This is a genomic window from Caballeronia udeis, from assembly GCF_001544555.2.
In the GTDB taxonomy this organism is placed as follows: Bacteria; Pseudomonadota; Gammaproteobacteria; order Burkholderiales; family Burkholderiaceae; genus Caballeronia; species Caballeronia udeis.
Genome location: NZ_FCOK02000016.1, coordinates 1 through 16,104, shown reverse-complemented (window position 1 = coordinate 16,104; position 16,104 = coordinate 1). Strand labels below are relative to the sequence as shown.

At 56.7% G+C, this 16,104-nt stretch carries 13 protein-coding genes and 3 pseudogenes; 12 read left to right on the top strand and 4 right to left on the bottom strand.

The window, feature by feature from the left end; translation table 11 throughout:
- Nucleotides 1-91: 91 nt before the first annotated feature.
- From AWB69_RS13970 to AWB69_RS13940, 7 genes are all read left to right on the top strand, one after another.
- Nucleotides 92-2,335: a polysaccharide biosynthesis tyrosine autokinase gene (locus AWB69_RS13970; protein WP_062085577.1), complete on the top strand. Its 2,244-nt coding sequence runs from the start codon at nt 92-94 to the stop codon at nt 2,333-2,335.
- A 123-nt stretch (nt 2,336-2,458) separates the two neighbouring features.
- A complete protein-coding gene (locus AWB69_RS13965) occupies nt 2,459-3,331 on the top strand; it encodes a glycosyltransferase family 2 protein (RefSeq protein ID WP_197500231.1) in 873 nt (290 codons plus the stop codon).
- A gap of 34 nt (nt 3,332-3,365) precedes the next feature.
- Nucleotides 3,366-4,253: a glycosyltransferase family 2 protein gene (locus tag AWB69_RS13960; protein ID WP_062085572.1), complete on the top strand. Its 888-nt coding sequence runs from the start codon at nt 3,366-3,368 to the stop codon at nt 4,251-4,253.
- Between the two features lie 236 nt (nt 4,254-4,489).
- A complete protein-coding gene (locus tag AWB69_RS50335) occupies nt 4,490-4,861 on the top strand; it encodes a serine O-acetyltransferase (RefSeq protein ID WP_269447481.1) in 372 nt (123 codons plus the stop codon).
- Nucleotides 4,842-6,098, top strand: coding sequence for an O-antigen ligase family protein (locus tag AWB69_RS13950; protein ID WP_062085568.1), 1,257 nt, complete (start codon nt 4,842-4,844; stop codon nt 6,096-6,098). The genes AWB69_RS50335 and AWB69_RS13950 overlap by 20 nt, the downstream gene beginning before the upstream one ends.
- On the top strand, nt 6,095-7,192 hold the full coding sequence (locus tag AWB69_RS13945) for a glycoside hydrolase family 99-like domain-containing protein (protein WP_197500230.1): 1,098 nt from the start codon (nt 6,095-6,097) through the stop codon (nt 7,190-7,192). The genes AWB69_RS13950 and AWB69_RS13945 overlap by 4 nt, the downstream gene beginning before the upstream one ends.
- Nucleotides 7,193-7,315: 123 nt before the next feature.
- Nucleotides 7,316-8,572: a lipopolysaccharide biosynthesis protein gene (locus AWB69_RS13940; protein WP_062085566.1), complete on the top strand. Its 1,257-nt coding sequence runs from the start codon at nt 7,316-7,318 to the stop codon at nt 8,570-8,572.
- Here AWB69_RS13940 and AWB69_RS13935 read toward each other — a convergent pair.
- Both AWB69_RS13935 and AWB69_RS47675 read right to left on the bottom strand, forming a co-directional pair.
- Nucleotides 8,499-9,323 (bottom strand): class I SAM-dependent methyltransferase, encoded by an 825-nt coding sequence (locus AWB69_RS13935; protein WP_156528846.1) that lies wholly within the window; start codon nt 9,321-9,323, stop codon nt 8,499-8,501. The two genes, AWB69_RS13940 and AWB69_RS13935, sit on opposite strands and share 74 nt — an antisense overlap.
- Before the next feature lie 302 nt (nt 9,324-9,625).
- A pseudogene (locus tag AWB69_RS47675) lies at nt 9,626-9,745 on the bottom strand (IS5/IS1182 family transposase); the annotation flags it as partial.
- A gap of 428 nt (nt 9,746-10,173) precedes the next feature.
- Here AWB69_RS47675 and AWB69_RS13930 point away from each other — a divergent pair.
- The 5 genes and pseudogenes from AWB69_RS13930 to AWB69_RS13910 all read left to right on the top strand — a co-directional run bounded on the left by AWB69_RS13930 (nt 10,174) and on the right by AWB69_RS13910 (nt 14,458).
- On the top strand, nt 10,174-11,418 hold the full coding sequence (locus AWB69_RS13930; protein WP_062085562.1) for a GNAT family N-acetyltransferase: 1,245 nt from the start codon (nt 10,174-10,176) through the stop codon (nt 11,416-11,418).
- 62 nt (nt 11,419-11,480) lie between these two features.
- Nucleotides 11,481-11,642: pseudogene (locus AWB69_RS45735) on the top strand (rod shape-determining protein); the annotation flags it as partial.
- Between the two features lie 688 nt (nt 11,643-12,330).
- On the top strand, nt 12,331-12,873 hold the full coding sequence (locus AWB69_RS13920; RefSeq protein ID WP_062085558.1) for a 2,4'-dihydroxyacetophenone dioxygenase family protein: 543 nt from the start codon (nt 12,331-12,333) through the stop codon (nt 12,871-12,873).
- A 125-nt stretch (nt 12,874-12,998) separates the two neighbouring features.
- Entirely contained in the window at nt 12,999-13,811 is an 813-nt protein-coding gene (locus AWB69_RS13915; protein ID WP_062085676.1) for an alpha/beta fold hydrolase, read from the top strand.
- Between the two features lie 254 nt (nt 13,812-14,065).
- A complete protein-coding gene (locus AWB69_RS13910) occupies nt 14,066-14,458 on the top strand; it encodes a Clp protease/crotonase-like domain-containing protein (RefSeq protein WP_062085556.1) in 393 nt (130 codons plus the stop codon).
- Nucleotides 14,459-14,474: 16 nt separating this feature from the next.
- On the opposite strand, the gene istB is transcribed toward AWB69_RS13910, so the two are convergent.
- Complete coding sequence (gene istB, locus AWB69_RS13905; RefSeq protein WP_062085554.1) at nt 14,475-15,242, bottom strand: IS21-like element helper ATPase IstB; 768 nt, start codon at nt 15,240-15,242, stop codon at nt 14,475-14,477.
- A gap of 11 nt (nt 15,243-15,253) precedes the next feature.
- Nucleotides 15,254-16,033: pseudogene (locus AWB69_RS13900) on the bottom strand (Mu transposase domain-containing protein); the annotation flags it as partial.
- Between the last annotated feature and the right edge of the window lie 71 nt (nt 16,034-16,104).

The following is a 16,104-nucleotide window of genomic DNA, read 5'->3' as shown; positions in this document are numbered from 1 at the left end:
TTGGCGAGACCGGCATTCATACCCGGCCACGCTACCGCACGATCCCGTAAGGCAGCGAGATGTCAGCAAAACCCGGAACGAATTTTCGACTATGAACAACCGCAATCCTCCGCCGTCAGATCGCGTGGAAGAGTCTGACGAATACGGACTGGTCCGGCTCATCGACATAGCCATCGAGCAGCGCCGGATGATCATCCTCGTCACGCTTGCCTTTCTCCTGGCCGGGGCGTCATATGCATTTCTGGCTCCGCCGGTGTATCAGGCCGACATCATGTTGCAGGTCGAGGATAATCCCGACACGTCGGCAAGCAGAAGTACGCTTGCTGACGTGTCGGCACTCTTCGACGTGAAGTCGAACGCTTCCGCTGAAGCGCAAATACTCGGATCGCGTCTGATCGTGACTCGCGCAGTGGACGCGGTTCATGCCTATATCAGCGCGTCGCCGAAGCAGTTTCCACTGGTTGGGCGCCTGTTCGCGCGCGAAGCAACCGACATATCGAATCCCGGCTTCTTCGGTTGGGGCGGCTATACATGGGGCACCGAGGAGATCCACGTTCCGCTCTTCGACGTACCGGATCGAAGCGAGGAAAAAAGTTTCGATTTGACGCTGCTGGGCGAGGGACGCTATGCGTTGTCCGGGCCGGGACTTGAACCGCCAGTGCAGGGGCGCATTGGACAGCGCGAAGTGTTTCATGCTCGCAATGGCGACATCTCCCTCACTGTAAAATCGGCAACGGGAAAGCCCGGCGCCACATTCGTCCTCATGCGCCACTCGAGAGCCACGACGATCCACGACGTCCAGGCCGGGCTGAATATCCAGGAAAAGATCAAGCAATCGGGTGTGGTCATCGCTACGCTTCAGGGTAACAATGCAGTGTACCTGCACGATTTGATGACGCAGATAGGCAACGAATACATCAAGCAGAATGTCGACCGGAAGACAGAAGATGCGGCTTTGTCGATGAATTTCCTCGACGCCCAGTTGCCGGTACTCAAGCAGCGGCTCCTGGCATCGCAGCAGCACCTGACGGCACTCCGCGATACGAACGGGACGTTCGATCTGGGCGAGGAGGCGAAGATCACGCTCGGACAGGCAGCGGACGTCCAGACCCGATTGATCCAGTTCGTGCAGAAGAAGCAGGAGTTATCCGCTCACTTCGGTGCCAACGCCAAAGAGGTTATGGCAACCAATCAGCAAATCGATACCTTGCAGCAACGGGCCGCCGTACTCGACGACAAAATCAAGCGGCTCCCGGGCTTGGAACAGGAACTAGCCAAGGCGCTGCTGGATGTCAAAGTGAATACGGATCTCTATGCCTCGCTCGTGACCAACGCGCAGCAACTTTTATTGGTCAAGGCAGGAAAGCTCGGCAATGTAAGACTTGTCGATACCCCCGACTTGCCTCGGGAATCGGTCAAGCCAAAGAAATCCCTGGTGCTGGCGGCGTCTGTGATATTCGGGCTTATCGTAGCCAGTGCGGCAGCTTACGCGCGTAGCGTCCTGTTCGGCGGCTTTAGTTCGCCGTCCCAGATTGAAAAGAACATTGGTCTCAGCGTGTATGCGACCATTCCATATAGCAAGATTCAAAAGGGCATCACGCGGGCAGAGACCGATGGTCAACCGCGCATGAATTTGCTCGCATCCGAAGCACCACATGATGCAGCAGTAGAAAGCCTGCGCGCGTTGCGCACCGCCTTGCAGTTTGTGCTCTTCGAAGCCAAGAACGGCGTGGTGCTGGTGACCGGCCCGACACCGGGCGTCGGCAAATCATTCGTGTCCGCCAACCTTGCAGCACTGCTCGCTGCGGCGGGGAAGCGCGTGCTGCTTCTGGACTGCGATATTCGCCAAGGACATTTGCATCGTTGCTTCGACGGCCAGGTGAACGCTGGCTTTACCGAACTGATCACCGGGCACGCCTCGTTTGAATCAGCGATCAGAAAGGTCGCTCCTAATCTCGATTTCATTTCCAGAGGCTCTATTGTGTCGAATCCGTCAGAACTGTTGATGAGGGATCGCGTACACGACGTCATCAAAGAACTATCGAATGCATACGACGTTCTGCTCATCGATTCGGCGCCGATCCTCACCGTTACCGATGCAACCGTCATGGCACCAGCCGCGGGAACAGTATTCATCGTCGCACGGGCGGGAGCGACCAAGGCGGGCGAAGTGAAAGAGTCGATAAAGCGGCTATCGCAGAATGGCGCGATACCGACCGGCGTACTCTTTAATGGCGCCAATCCGGATCTCGGTCGATACGGCCTCGGTTCCATGTACGGAAGTTACCGGTACTCCCCGTACTCTTACCCGGAGCCTCCCAGAGTTCCCAGATAGCGCACTCGACATCCAAGTTTATTCGCGGTATCGCGCCAGTCACCACAACCTGATGATCTGGCGGTATCAGGCTCACATTACGTTTGTGATCGAAACATGCCAGAACTAAAGATATCCGTGTTGATGCCGGTGCATAACGGCGCTCGATTTATCGAGGAGGCCGTCAACTCGATCTTGCAACAGGACTATCGAAACTTCGAGTTATTGATCGTCGACGATGGGTCGGACGATGACACTCCGATGATCGCGAGTCGGATGAGCCGCAGTGACAAGCGCATTCACGTTCTTCGGCAAGACAAGAGCGGCATCGTCGCGGCGCTGAACCATGGGATAAACCGGGCGGCCGGAAGGTATCTGGCGAGAATGGATGCAGACGACATCGCACATCCCAAGCGGCTCGGACTCCAACTGGCAAAGATGGAAGCGGAACCCCGTCTTGTTGCTTGTGGCACCGATATCGTCAAATTCGGAGAGGTGGATCAATATGTCGCCACTCCGCCTACCGATGAAGCGTGCAAGGCACTCCTGATGATCGAGAGTTGTTTTGCGCATCCTACGGTCATGATGCGTGCTCAGGTGATTAGGCAGAAAGGTATCGAGTACCGCGCCGACGCTGAATACGTCGAAGATTACCGGTTGTGGACTGACCTCGTTCCGTACGGGGAGTTCGCCAACATTTCGCTGCCGTTGCTCCGTTACCGAATCCATGGCGGCCAGGTTGGATCGCGACGAATTGCACGTCAGAGGGATGCCCACGTTGGAATAGCGAAAGACGTTCTGAAGCGACACGGTTGCACGGTTCAAACGGGTGAACTCAGCGAGTTCCTCTGGCCGTCGGACTCCGGCGTGCAGAAGGCGATTGCGTATTTCCTCGGCACGGGCGATCTGGCAAGGAACATCAACGCGACCGCTCCTACATGTAGCTGGCTGCATAAACGTACCAGAAGAATTCGGGTGCGCAACACCGTGAAGATGGCGGCTCGTAAAGACATATAGGCAAGCTGGGATGAAGACGGTTCAGGAGTCGTGCATGCAGACGAGAGCGACAGTAGATGTCAGCATGGTAGTGGCCAATTTTAATAACGGTCGCTACCTCGAAGACTTTTTCCATTCGATACTAAATTCGACGTCTCAGCCGCGCGAGGTCATTTTCGTCGACGACGGCTCGACTGACAACTCGCTGATCATTGCGCAACGAGCGTCGGATGCGCTGGACCATGTGAAGATCATCGCGCTATCGAAGAACGTCGGCTTTGCGAATGCATTGAACATCGGTATAGCGAACTGTTCTTCTACCTATATCATGCGAATGGATCCCGACGATGTTCTTCTTCCGGAGCGCATTGAGCGTCAGTACGAATACATCACCAGAGACGCGCTGGATGTAGTCGGAAGCAACGCGGTGATCTTTCACGACTCGACCAATCTGCCGATAGGAAGGACGAATTTTCCTGCACGGCACGCGGACATCGAAACAACGATTCTGAGGGGCGAGCACGGAGTGCTCCATCCTACCGTTCTAGGGCGCGCTTCTTTCTTCAAGAATGTCCCCTACATTCAGGAAAACGTTCCCGCGGAAGATTACGATATCTTTGCCCGTTTTCTCAAAGCCGGCGCAAGATTTGGCAACGTCGCGGAACCGCTGATCCATTACCGGATACACGACAAGAGTGCATCCAGCCGGCTTCGATACGCGACGATCGCGAGGACATTTCGACTTCGCGACACCATTTTCGGGGGATACACATCGCGTTGGAAGATAGTTTCCTATTACTGCTTCATCAAGTCGTATCGAAACTATCTGGGTTCACGATCGGTAGTCTCGAAATCGCTATGGGGCGCGCTGTCCTCCCTCTGCTATCCCCAAAAGCTGGTGCGTAAGATCGCAACGCGTACTGTTTACCGTCCGGGAAGATGACCATGACAGAACAAATCCATGAACAGGCGACGGTGACGACAAGGACATTGCACGATGGGCTTCTCGAGCTTGAGGACCGGCCTCCCCGAGTCTCTCTGTTCTCCATGATCAGGGAGGATTGGCGCGTCAATTCGCATATGAAGTCGCGATTCGTTCTCGTACTTTTCAGGTGCGCCCATGCTTCGTACAACGATCGTAGGCGATTGACGCGAGCGCTGACGGCGCCGTACCGATTCGTGTACCGATTGATCGTGGACTGGGTGATGGGCATCGACATCCCGTGTCGGGTCACGCTTGGCAGAGGCGTAGTGCTGTATCACTCTGTCGGTATCGTGATCAATGAGGCCGTGAAGATGGGCGATGGCTGCATCATCCGCCACGGCGTCACGATAGGAAACAAGCTAGGCGATGATGGTGAAAGTTATCCGCCGACCATCGGGAATCGGGTCGAGTTTGGTGCGGGTGCGATCGTGATCGGCGATATTCTTATTGGCGATGAGGCGATCATTGGCGCGGGATCCGTGGTGACCCGCGATGTGGCACCCGGTGCGGTCGTGGCCGGCAATCCTGCCCGGGAGATCGCTCGCCATGCGCCACGAGTCCGATGACCTGATCATCTACTACATTGTCGGGGCGTTCGCCCTGGATAACGTCGTCAATTACTTTTCAGCAATACCGGTCTTCGTGGCATCGATCCCCGTATCGATACTACTGATGTTCCGTTTCACGCGTGACAAGATCGACCGGTTCTGGTTTATCGCATGCATCTTGTGTCTCCTGACATCGGCGCTGATCAACTTTCTGCGCTTCTCCATGACGATAGAAGATGTATCTGACATCCTGTTTCTCATGCAGTTCTTTGCCGCATTTTTCTACGCTAAAAACACCCGTATTAGTCCGTCTGCGATCAGCCACGCGACCTACGTGTTCGCGGCGCTTTTTCTGCCAGCGTTCATCGGTATCAACGGAAGCGACTATGGCGGCGAAGCCGATGTCTTCACGTCGGGATCGAACGACATCGAGTTCCTGAGAATTTACAACCAGGGCTTGTATCGACTCCCTCACGTGGCGTCCTATTTGCTCGCGTTCGGAAGCCTCTGGTGGATCTACGTTGCCTCGTTCAGCCGGAAGAAACGGCACTTCATGCTTGCCGCCCTGTTTCTCTATTTCACGCTGTACACAGGATCGCGCACGCCGATTATCGTGATTGTGGCGGCCTATCTCGTCGCGAACATCCGGCTCCAGGCGCGGCAGTTGTTGATAACGGCAAGCATCTTCATGCTCGCCGGATTGTTTGTCGTGCACATAAGAGAGGTTCTCGACTTTTTGTTCGGAAGCTTTCTGTACCAGTACCTTTCTTTCTTCGAGACAGTACTGGACAATTTCGACCGCTTGAGCCGCGTGATCATATGGGACAGTTGGCTCTCGGCGATCGCCTCGTTCAACGGACTCGATTTCTTCATTGGTCGTAATTTCTCGAGTTCGTACGACTTCAACATGCGCCAAATAGGTCTTTACATATGGTTCCATAACGACTTTCTTAGCGCGTTTTATTCATACGGAATGCCGGTTCTCATTGCGTACGCTATTCCGCACCTGATGGCGGTAAAGATCGCTATTCAACGGCGCTCATCGGCAATCCTGCTGTCGGTGCTGGGATTCTTCATCTTCGCAACCGCATTCGTGAACGGCTTCTATAAGTACTTGCCGGTGATGTTCTTCGTGCTGCTATTTTCTGATCGTGCGGCTGTGGCCGCATACGCGAGGGGTATCACCTCTGCCGGTGGCTCGACGCAGGGCCGCCTTCAACTCGATGAAGGCAACCGCGCGGCGGAGGCGCAATGAAGGAGTCGGCGCGTGCGTACGTTCTGGCATGGATGGCCACGCTCTTGGTCATCTCGGCATTCGCCGGCGAGGCACCCACGAAAGCCTATTCTGTCGGCGTGTACTACTTTCCCGGCTGGAAATTTGCTCCCCCGTTCGCCAAAAGTCCGCCGTGGGACGCCATTCGTCAGTACGGTGGTCGCAAGCCGCTTCTGGGTTTCTACGATGACAGCCGGATCGACATCGCTACGCAACACATTCGCTGGATGCACGACTATGGCATCGACTTTGTTGTTTACGACTGGTACTGGATCAACGATGGCGGTGCGGTTCTCACGCAGGCCATTGACGCCTATCTGGCATCGCCGGCCCGATCGGCCGTCAAGTTTTCGATACTGTGGGCCAACCATACCGATACACCGTCTTCGCTGGCGCAATTCGATGCTATCGTCGACTATTGGATCCGTCACTATTTTTTGCAGGAGTCCTATTACCGCATTGACGGTTTGCCGGTCGTCTTCATCTTTGCGCCCGAGGACCTCGATCGCAAGGCCAGCTCGTTCGGTATGAATGTCGCGCAGCTTTTTGAACGGGCGCGCAAAGAGGCGGCTGCAGCTGGCATACCCGGAATCTATTTCGTCGCCACGAGCCAGGCGGTTGCGGAACCTGTCGAACATGGCCTTCCAGCGGCCGGGTATTCGGCCATCAGTGCCTACAACTATCACATGGGGCTGTCGGGGAATTATTCACCGGACATGCCGCAATCGCACTCGTATTCCGAGTTGAGCAATGGATACCGCCAGAGCTGGACATGGATTCTCACACATTCCCGACTACCTTACTTCGTACCCGTTACCTCTGGCTGGGACAAGCGTCCCTGGGGCGGAAGTCCGGACAAATTGCACGACCTGTCCTTTAGCGTGCCACACGAATTTGAAGAACATTTGAAGCAGGCAAGATCGATACTCGATCAATATCCAGACAAAACGCATCGCACCGTGGTCATCTGTTGCTGGAACGAGTTCGGTGAAGGTTCATTCATCGAGCCGACAGAGAAGTGGAGGTTCGACTATCTGCAACAAGTAAAGGATGTATTTGGCAGTCCCGTGCAGTAACCGGAAAAGACTTTGTCTTGTCGTCCGCGCCGAACCAAGCCAGAATCCATGGATGCTTGGATCCCCGAATGATCAGTTCGATTCCCGTGTACGTTGATCGAAAAAATTTGAGAGGCTAGTCCGATGCTTCGCCAACAGCGTGCAACCCTCACGAATCCAAGGGATTCGGTGGTCTCGCTCTGCGGCGTCATCGTCGGTCAGCTTGCGATGTTCGTTTGCGTGTATCTTCTGGGCCACTGGCACGGACCCGCGACGCTTGGGCGATTCAACTACTGGCTCGCGATAGGCTCTTTTACCAGTTCCATACTGGCCTTTCGCTATGAACTCGCCTGCGTCGATGACCAGCCTGCAAACTCCTTCAATGCTTTCGTCAACGCGGGCGTGTTGGCGGTTGTTGTCGCTCTGACTGCTCTATTCATCACGCTTTTGCTTGGTCATTCGGAGTTCTGGGTCGTCGAAGTCTTCTCGCTGGTGTCGTTCATGCAAATGGCCGCATCGCTGTACTACAACAGCTTGCGCTTGTACGGCGTTATTGCGCTCTCGCGGATTGCGATCAACGCACTGTTCGTCGGCTATCTCCTGCTCGATCATTCCCGCACGCACGCCGATGGTTCGGACCCGTTCGTCTGGTACACATGGATCACCACAGGCGTTGCCCTCGCAATGGTATTCGACATCTTGAGGCAAGGGCGCAAAGCGGGTTTTCCATTTCGGATTTCGAAGCGCTTCTTCGTCGACAATCGTCGCTTCGCGATCTATATCCTTCCGTCGACACTGTGTAATTCGGTATCCAACTATGCGCTCGCGATCGTCATCCCGAGATGGTATGGCGTGGAGAGTGCCGGTTACTTCGCCGCGGCTTTTCGTTTAGGTTTCTTCCCCGTCTCGTTGATCGGGCAGAGCCTGGGCGGCGTATTCAGACGGGACGCGATTGCAGCCGTATCGGAGGATGATCAGGGTATGGGCTTGCGACGTGTCTATGTCGCCTACGCACGCACGTTGATTTTGCTTGGCGTGCTCTATGCGCTTGGAGGCGGTGTACTATTCGCGCCACTTGTCAAACTGAGTCTGGGTCCGAACTGGCAGGAAACGATCGATCTGTTCTACCGTCTCATTCCAATGTTCACGCTGCAACTCATTTTTCTTCCGTTGGCCCAAGTCTTCCTTGCGGCCAAGGCGCAGCGCACCGATTTCCTTTTTCAGCTTACGTCGTGCATAGGGCTTTTAGCAACTTTGTATTTGACGAAGCTGGCAGGTCTTTCGGTTCAGCAAAGCGTCCAGGCTTTTTCCCTGTCAGGTGCGGTACTCACGGCCTTGGGGATTGTGCTGACGTATCGAGCGTCGTTTGGGAAAAGTCTGCTGTCTGGTAAGGCGGCTTAGTAGCCGGACTCTCGCTGTTCTGACAAAGCGCGGAATCTTGGCGGGTGCGCGGCGTGGAACTCCAGATGCTCACCTGCTGACAGGTTCCCTCGTCATAGCCGATTTCATCGTCGGCATAGGGTACCGTCCCGCAGTAGCGACGCTCCAGCAAAGGCGATGAATCGAAGACTTCTGCACAAACGGGATTCAGGTAGATGACGGCGAACGCCTCGATCGTACCGCGCTCATGTGCAGTGACGAGTTTGGCGAGAAGGCGCGTCATCGTCTGGTTGCCGAATGGATTGAAAAGGTACACGACAAGCTTGCCTGACGGAAAATCGACCGCGAGCGCATCGGTCGCGAACGCACGCATTGGCACGCGCTCGGGATAACGGCGCCCTACGATCTGCGCATTGTGATTGGCGATATCCACCAGACGCGGCGCTAAATCAAAGCCTGTGACCTCGAGAAACGAAAATTCGGTCGCGACGATCATCGGCCGCCCTTTGCCGCAGCCGATATCGATGAATGTGTGGTCGTGCAAGTCGCCGAGTTGCTGCAGCGCGAAGCGGATCGTGCTTGGCTGCGAGCCCATATAGGGGAGATTGCCCGCGTCGTTGTCATCGCCGAAAATGGATTCGGGCGGCTCGATACCGCCGGTATCCGTGCCGAGTGCCGTGTCAATGGGATGCGTGCGATAGCAACCGGTATAGACGACCTTCAGAACCGGCACATGTCGCGCGAATTTCCGGATGTGCGGAATGAAAAGCATGGTTTGTACGGGATCGGGTAGAGACGCCACCGCACGAATTAACGGCCACTTGATGCGTCGCCTCAGACGCTGCTTTACACTGCCGATATTCATTGTCCCCATCAGTAAAGACCCTCATGCTTGATCGAGTAAATACAACCGATATCGATAAGTAACTACTTGTACTACACGCGGTTCAACGTATTATAGCTATGAGGTTCTCGATCTACTCATGTAATTTTGCAATGCGAAATATAAGTGCGTGGCTAGCGGGGGGCCGAAAAGGGCCGGGTTTTCTTCCTCTCCTGATGCGCTTTGCGCACTCAGGACGGACTACTCCCATGACAGGCCAACAACGATTTTTTGGCCAGCATCAAATTTTCCAGAGCAAACAGGCTCAACAACTGCGCCGTGTTCTTCGCCAGACCTTTGTGGCGTACCTTGCTAGTTCGAGCGATACCGCCAACACCAGCTCCCCGGTACCCGTGTAAGCCTGATCTGTACGCATGGTCTCTCCTGAAAGCCAAGCTCGGCAAACCGGTTTTATGCGTCGGCTTGTCGACGTCCTGCGCTTCATAGGATCTAAACAATATCGGTCGATCGCCAGGAGTGAAAGTCAGTAAGCTCCCAATCAAGGATTTGACGGAAAATTGTTTGGAGACCTCGGGTAGATGTTATGTATGGGCTTCGCGGCGAATGCTTGCCCGCGCGCTACGCGCTTCGCAAGCGACTTTGTGCGTCAGCGCACGTTGCGTAAATCACTCTGCGATGCAATATATCTAGCCAGCCCGGCAGCGAGATAAAGCGTGTGTACGCCGCGTGACGCATTAGTTCAATGAACAGATAAGACGAAAAAATCTTGGGAAAGCACATGAATGCACCGGTCGAAGACATCGATGTAATCAAGATACCTGAGGGATTCGAGGCCCTGCGCAGTGAATGGCGCGAACTATGGGTCCGTGCGAAAGGCCTCCATCATGAGTCGTTCGACGTTTGCTGGATCGGCTGGAATTGTGTTGCGAAACGAACAGGGAAATCGCTTCGGATCGTCACTGCACGCCGCAATGGAAAGCTCATTGCGGTCTGGCCACTGGTGCGTTCGCGCAATCGCCTGTGGACCATGCTGCGGCCATTGGGTCCGGATTCGGCAGACTATACGACGATACTCGTCGATCCCGAGCATTCCTCAGATAAACTAATCGAATCGATATGGTTCGCCACACGGAAGCAATGCGCATCAGACATCATTCTGCTTCCTTTTCTCGACTGCGAGAGTCATCTTTATCGGCTGGCCATGGAGCACGATGGCCTGGTGACGCATAAGGAAGATTCCTGTGCAGTTGCGCGATTGTCGCGTGAAGTGAACTGGGAAAGTTTCGCTGCGTCGCTCGGTACGCTGTCGGGAAGAAAGGCGGGCGCGCTGCGCAGACGTCTCGAACGGCAAGGCAAGGTTGACGTACGCGTGCTTGGCCCCGAAGACGGCGATAGCAATGTGTGCATGATCGACTGGATGCTTGCCAGCAAGCGCGACTGGGCGGAACGCGTGGACAAGAAGGGACAGTGGCTCTATTCGAGCATATATCGCGATTACCTCATTGCGCTCGCAAATCAGAAGAGCGAGGGTGACGAAGAGGCTTGCGCAAGAATACTGATCCTATCGATGAACGATGCACCCATCGCGGTGTGCATGGTCGGCATGGGAAAGCAGAGCCTCCTGGGAATCATGAACAGCTTCGACCGCCAGCATGCCAAACTCGCGCCCGGTGCGATCGCGATGGAAGCGTGGGTGCGCTGGGCAATTGAACATGGCAACGACTTCGATCTCGGTGTCGGCTCCGAAACCTTCAAACCTTATTGGAGCAAGGGAAACATCTCCAGGGTTTCCAGCATCGAGATCGCTCATTCGGCATGGGGCCGGGTGGCGTATGCGATGCGCGATGGCGCGAGCAGACTGTCCGCGATTCGTGCCGATATGCGTCGTGGAAAAATCGCCGCGGGGCTGGCGAAAACACATCATGCCCACGGCGCCGCGTCGAACGCCAACCGCGGTGAAAGCGATGAACGCCCGGACGAAGCTTCATCGCCGGAGCGCACCGGGGCGGAGCGAGAGTCATAGGCATGTGAAGCCTCGCGGCGGCACGACGGCGTGGCGACGATCAACCAAGTGCGTCCGGCGCGGGGCTGATGCTAACCGGAGGAGGTGCTTTACTGGATGGTCTCGATGACAGGCTTCGGGAGGAAACAGGAGTGCCCGTGGTCGTGGCGGAGGAATCCATGACCTGCGTAGTGCGTGGCGCAGCCATGGCTATTGAAACGCTCGAAGCGCATTTCTTCCAATAACATAAATGTGGGTTTTTCGGGCGCGGCAACGTCGGCTGACGTTTTTCAGCTCGAGGCAGAACATACATGCGACAAATAAAAATGAAAGCGACGCTACTCAAAACGACGATCGTAATTGGAGTTCAAATTATTTCGGTTGCCCACGCTCAAGGCTCAGGTTCCCCTGACGTGATCGCGTACTGAATTAATCCGAAGAGCAAATTTGCTCGAAGCAGACCTTGATGCGCGGATGTCAGATCGCTAGCCGCGCGGGCAGCAACATTCGTGGACTTAGCCATGACTCATCTCCGCGCGGGATTGCAGCGTGCGGGCGATATGGACGATGTGGACGGCGCATTTAACGTCCTATGCCCGCCAGGAATAGATGTTATTTGCCTCGAGAGTCTTCTGCCAGCGCGACGCCGCGCGCATCATCTGCATAACACGAATTTCCCGTTTGGAAAAGAACGTGAGCATGTTCCCGTCGTACACGATCGCGACCGCACTGGCCGCTTTGAAACCCGACCCGGGCCAGAACGTGCTTGAAGTGGTACCCGGAGTTGCCACGAAGGGCAGAGCAACTATACGAACCACCTCGTACATACGCAATACGACCCGTTCATGAAGGGCAACGAGTAGGACATGACGGTAAAGTCCGCCGTCTGACCCGTGCGCATGGTGCGCCGATATCTTATGGAGGTCTCCTAACATGACCAACACAACCGCAGAAAAACCTGATGAACTTGCTATCGCTTATCAGCTGCCTCAACCCCCTGACATGTCACCCGACATCGTGCATCCGGGCGTACTCGACAAATGGCTGGAGGACGATAACCTTTGGGTGCCGATGACGCCGACTGTTTCGTTCAAGCCGCTGCTTCTCAGCGCCAGCCAGGGCTACTACGTCAATCTGCTTAGAGTGCGCCAGTCCGGCGTGCTCTCGCGCCACCGGCATACCGGGCCTGTGCACGCGATCGTTCTGAGAGGCAGATGGTATTACCTCGAGCACAACTGGGTTGCGGAGCAGGGTGGCTACGCACACGAGCCGGCAGGCGAGACGCACACCTTGTACGTGCCCGAGGACGTAACAGAGATGATCACGTGGTTCCACGTCACGGGAGGGTACACCTACGTCGATCCCCAAGGCACAGCAGTGGGATACGAAGATGTGTTCACGAAAATCGAAGCGGCTCGCAAGCATTATGAAGAGATCGGCCTCGGAGCCGACCACGTAAAGCAGTTCATTCGCTAAGCGTATTCGCTACGTACGAACTTTCGCATGCCGCGAAAGCAGAAAGGAAGATGTGCCCTATGCGCGGCGACGGCCGGGCACCTCGATCGCCCGGCACCACGGGCCGCAACGGAGGATTTTTCACCATGGAACGACGAACTGTTGACGTGGCTGGCGTACCGGTCAGCTACCTGAGCGCCGGTGACCCGGCAGGCCCCGTCTTGCTGTTGCTGCACGGCACCTATTGGAGCCGGGTATGGCAGCCGGTGCTCGACGACCTGGCCGCGGCCGGATTACGCCCCATCGCGGTAGATTTCCCTGGCTCCGGTCGCTCGGGTGGCGAGCTGGCCATTGCGGATGCCTCGATTCCCGCTTTGGCGGATTGGCTGCCGCGCCTCCTGGAAGCGCTCGGTATCGTGGGACCGGTGGGCGTCGCGGGGCACGACATTGGGGGCATTGCGCAGCAGGTGCTCGTCGATGGGAAGATAGAGGTCAGCAAGCTCGCACTCGTCAACGCAGTGATGTTCGATTCATGGCCGGTGCCCGGCGTTGCCCGGTTTCGCGATCCGGCGGTGGCCGCTGCGACGACGACGGAGGATATCCTTGCGGCCCGTCGCAAGTCAGTCCTCACGGCACTGGCCAGGCCAACAACGGAAAGCGAAGTGGCCGAGTATCTCGAACCCTGGACGGACCCGCGCGTCGCACGGTCGTGGATCGCCTTGGCCGGTGCGGCGGACAATCGTTACACGATGGAGCTGTTGCCGCGCCTTCGCGCGTCGCAGACGCCAAAGTTGCTCGTCTGGGGCGAAGACGACAGCTTCCAGCTCGTCGAGCACGCGGAGCGCTTCGCCAAAGAGATCCCGAACACGCAGCTTGTCCGGATTCCCAAGGCGGGCCACATCCCCATGGAAAATGACGCTGTCGCAGTGGCTCGCGCGTTGGCTGGGTTCTTCATCTGACGCAGAGCAGCAGGCGCGAGCGGTTGTCGCTCGCCGGTCCTTTCCCCGCTCGCGTATGGGAGTCATGCAAGGTTCGGCAAGGTACTTGCCAGCCAGGCGTCCGGTCAATTGCGTGCGGGTTTCGAAAGCGAGGCTGCGAGCCCTCGTGTTTCTCCAAGGGGCTTGGCAAGAAGCCCTTCCAAAGTATCTGGTGACGCCGGCCCGCTGCAGACTGGCAGCGGCTAATGCAGTCCGTTCGGACATAGGAGAGCATCATGCAAACGAATCTGGAAAACTATTTCACTGCCTACAGCAACCTGAAGTTGATGCGGGACGAGGACGGCGTGCTGGTCGTGCAATTCCATAGCAATGGCGGCCCGCTCACTTTCACGGCGGAGGTCCACACGGAGGTTGTCGATGCGTTCTACCGGATTTCGCAGGACCGGGCGAACAAGATCGTCATCCTCACGGGCACAGGCGGGGACTTCATGACCGGGGTTGACTGGGCATCTTTCAAGGATGTCTCCGATCCCGACGTTTGGAGCCAGATCCATGACGAAGGCGTTCAGGTCCTGGAAAACATTGCCAATATTGCGTATTCCGGTGATCGTGACCACTCATTCCGGCTGAACGTGACCGCTGCGCACAAGATGGTGTTACGCGATTAGATCGTAATATCCGCGGTCACGATGGGTCGATAGTTTGCTCCTTTTTGCTGGTTGTTGGTCGTTCCGTTCGCAGCGAGTCGCCGGTCAGCGTAAAGCGATGATGGCGCTGCATGATCCGGTCGAGAATGGCGTCGGCAATGGTGGCGTCGCCGATCCAGGCATGCCAATGCTCAACTGGTAATTGACTCGTAATGATCGTGGCTTTGTTGGCAGCGCGATCGTCAATGACTTCCAGGAGATCGGATCGGGTCGTGCTGTCGATTGCGCCCATGCCCCAGTCGTCCAGGACCAGCACATCAGTTTTGGCCAACTGGAGTAGCCATTTGCCGAAGGCCCCGCTACCGTGCCGAATGCGTAGTTCTTCCTGCAGGCGGGGTACACGCTGATAGATGGCGGAGTACCCTCGACGACAGGCGTGTTGCGCCAATGCGCAAGCGAGCCAGGATTTTCCGGCGCCAGTCGGACCGGTGACCAAGACACTGTGGCCGGCACTAACCCAGTCTCCCAATGCCAGGCTCATTACCTCGCGCCGGTCGATCCCGCGGCCCGAGCGAGCGTCGATGTCCTCGATGGCCGCCTGCGCATATTTCAGATGCGCGTTCTTCAGCAGACGCAGCAACTTGCGGTCGTTGCGGCAATGTACTTCGCGGTCAACTAGCAACGCCACGCGTTCCTCGAAGCTCATCGCAGCCATGCCGGGCTGGGTCAGTTGTTCTTCCAGGCCCGTCGCCAAGCCGTCCAGTTTCAATGTACGCAGTTGCGCCAAAGTGGTGTGCATCATCATTGCAGAATTCCTCATTGGTAGTAGCCGGGGCCGCGGACGTGGGCATGATTGGGACTGACCCAGTCGCTGGCTGTTGCTGGCGCGCTTTGGTCACGGTTGTTGACCAGGATGTCGCGTACGTGGCGGTACTGGCAGGCGCCGATCTGCAATGCCAGGGTGCAGCCCGCTTCAAGCCTGGGCTTGCCGAAGCGCTTAGCCAGCGACAGCAAACCCAGGCAGGCGCGGTAGCCGTGCTCGGGATGCTTGTTCTCCTGCATCAGTCGCGTCACCGCCTCGGCGGTGGCCGGGCCGATACTTTGTCCCCAGTGGATCAGTCGCTGCGGCGTCCACTCCATGTGGGCGCGATGCGCGGCCGGCATGTGCGCGGCGGTGGTGGTGAAGCCACCGTGCCGGCTGCTGCGCGCATGGCTGGCCACCCGCTGCCCGCGGTGCATGAGCTCGATCACCGCGATCGTAATACGCGCTTCCAGCACTTGCCCGACCAGTGCATGCGGCACACTGTAGCGATGCTGCTCGACTTCGACGTGATAGTCGATGTGGGCCTTGACGGTCTTGAAGTGCGCCATCTCATAGCGCTGCAACGGCAAAGGCAGCAAGGCCGGCGCGTCGAGCGCGGCAAAGGTGCTTGCACGGCTACCGGGCAGCTTCTGGAACGGCTTCTCGTTGAGCCGCGTCAGCAACGGCGCGACAGCCTGGTTCACCTCATGCACGCTGGCGAACTGCTGATGACGCAGGCGCGCCATGATCCAGCGTTCGACGATCTGTACCGCCGACTCCGCCTTCGCCTTCTCGTAAGTCAGCAACTGTCTGTCATGAGGAACAACGCGTAGTCAAAGGCGGGTTGTTCGAGATCACCCATCCG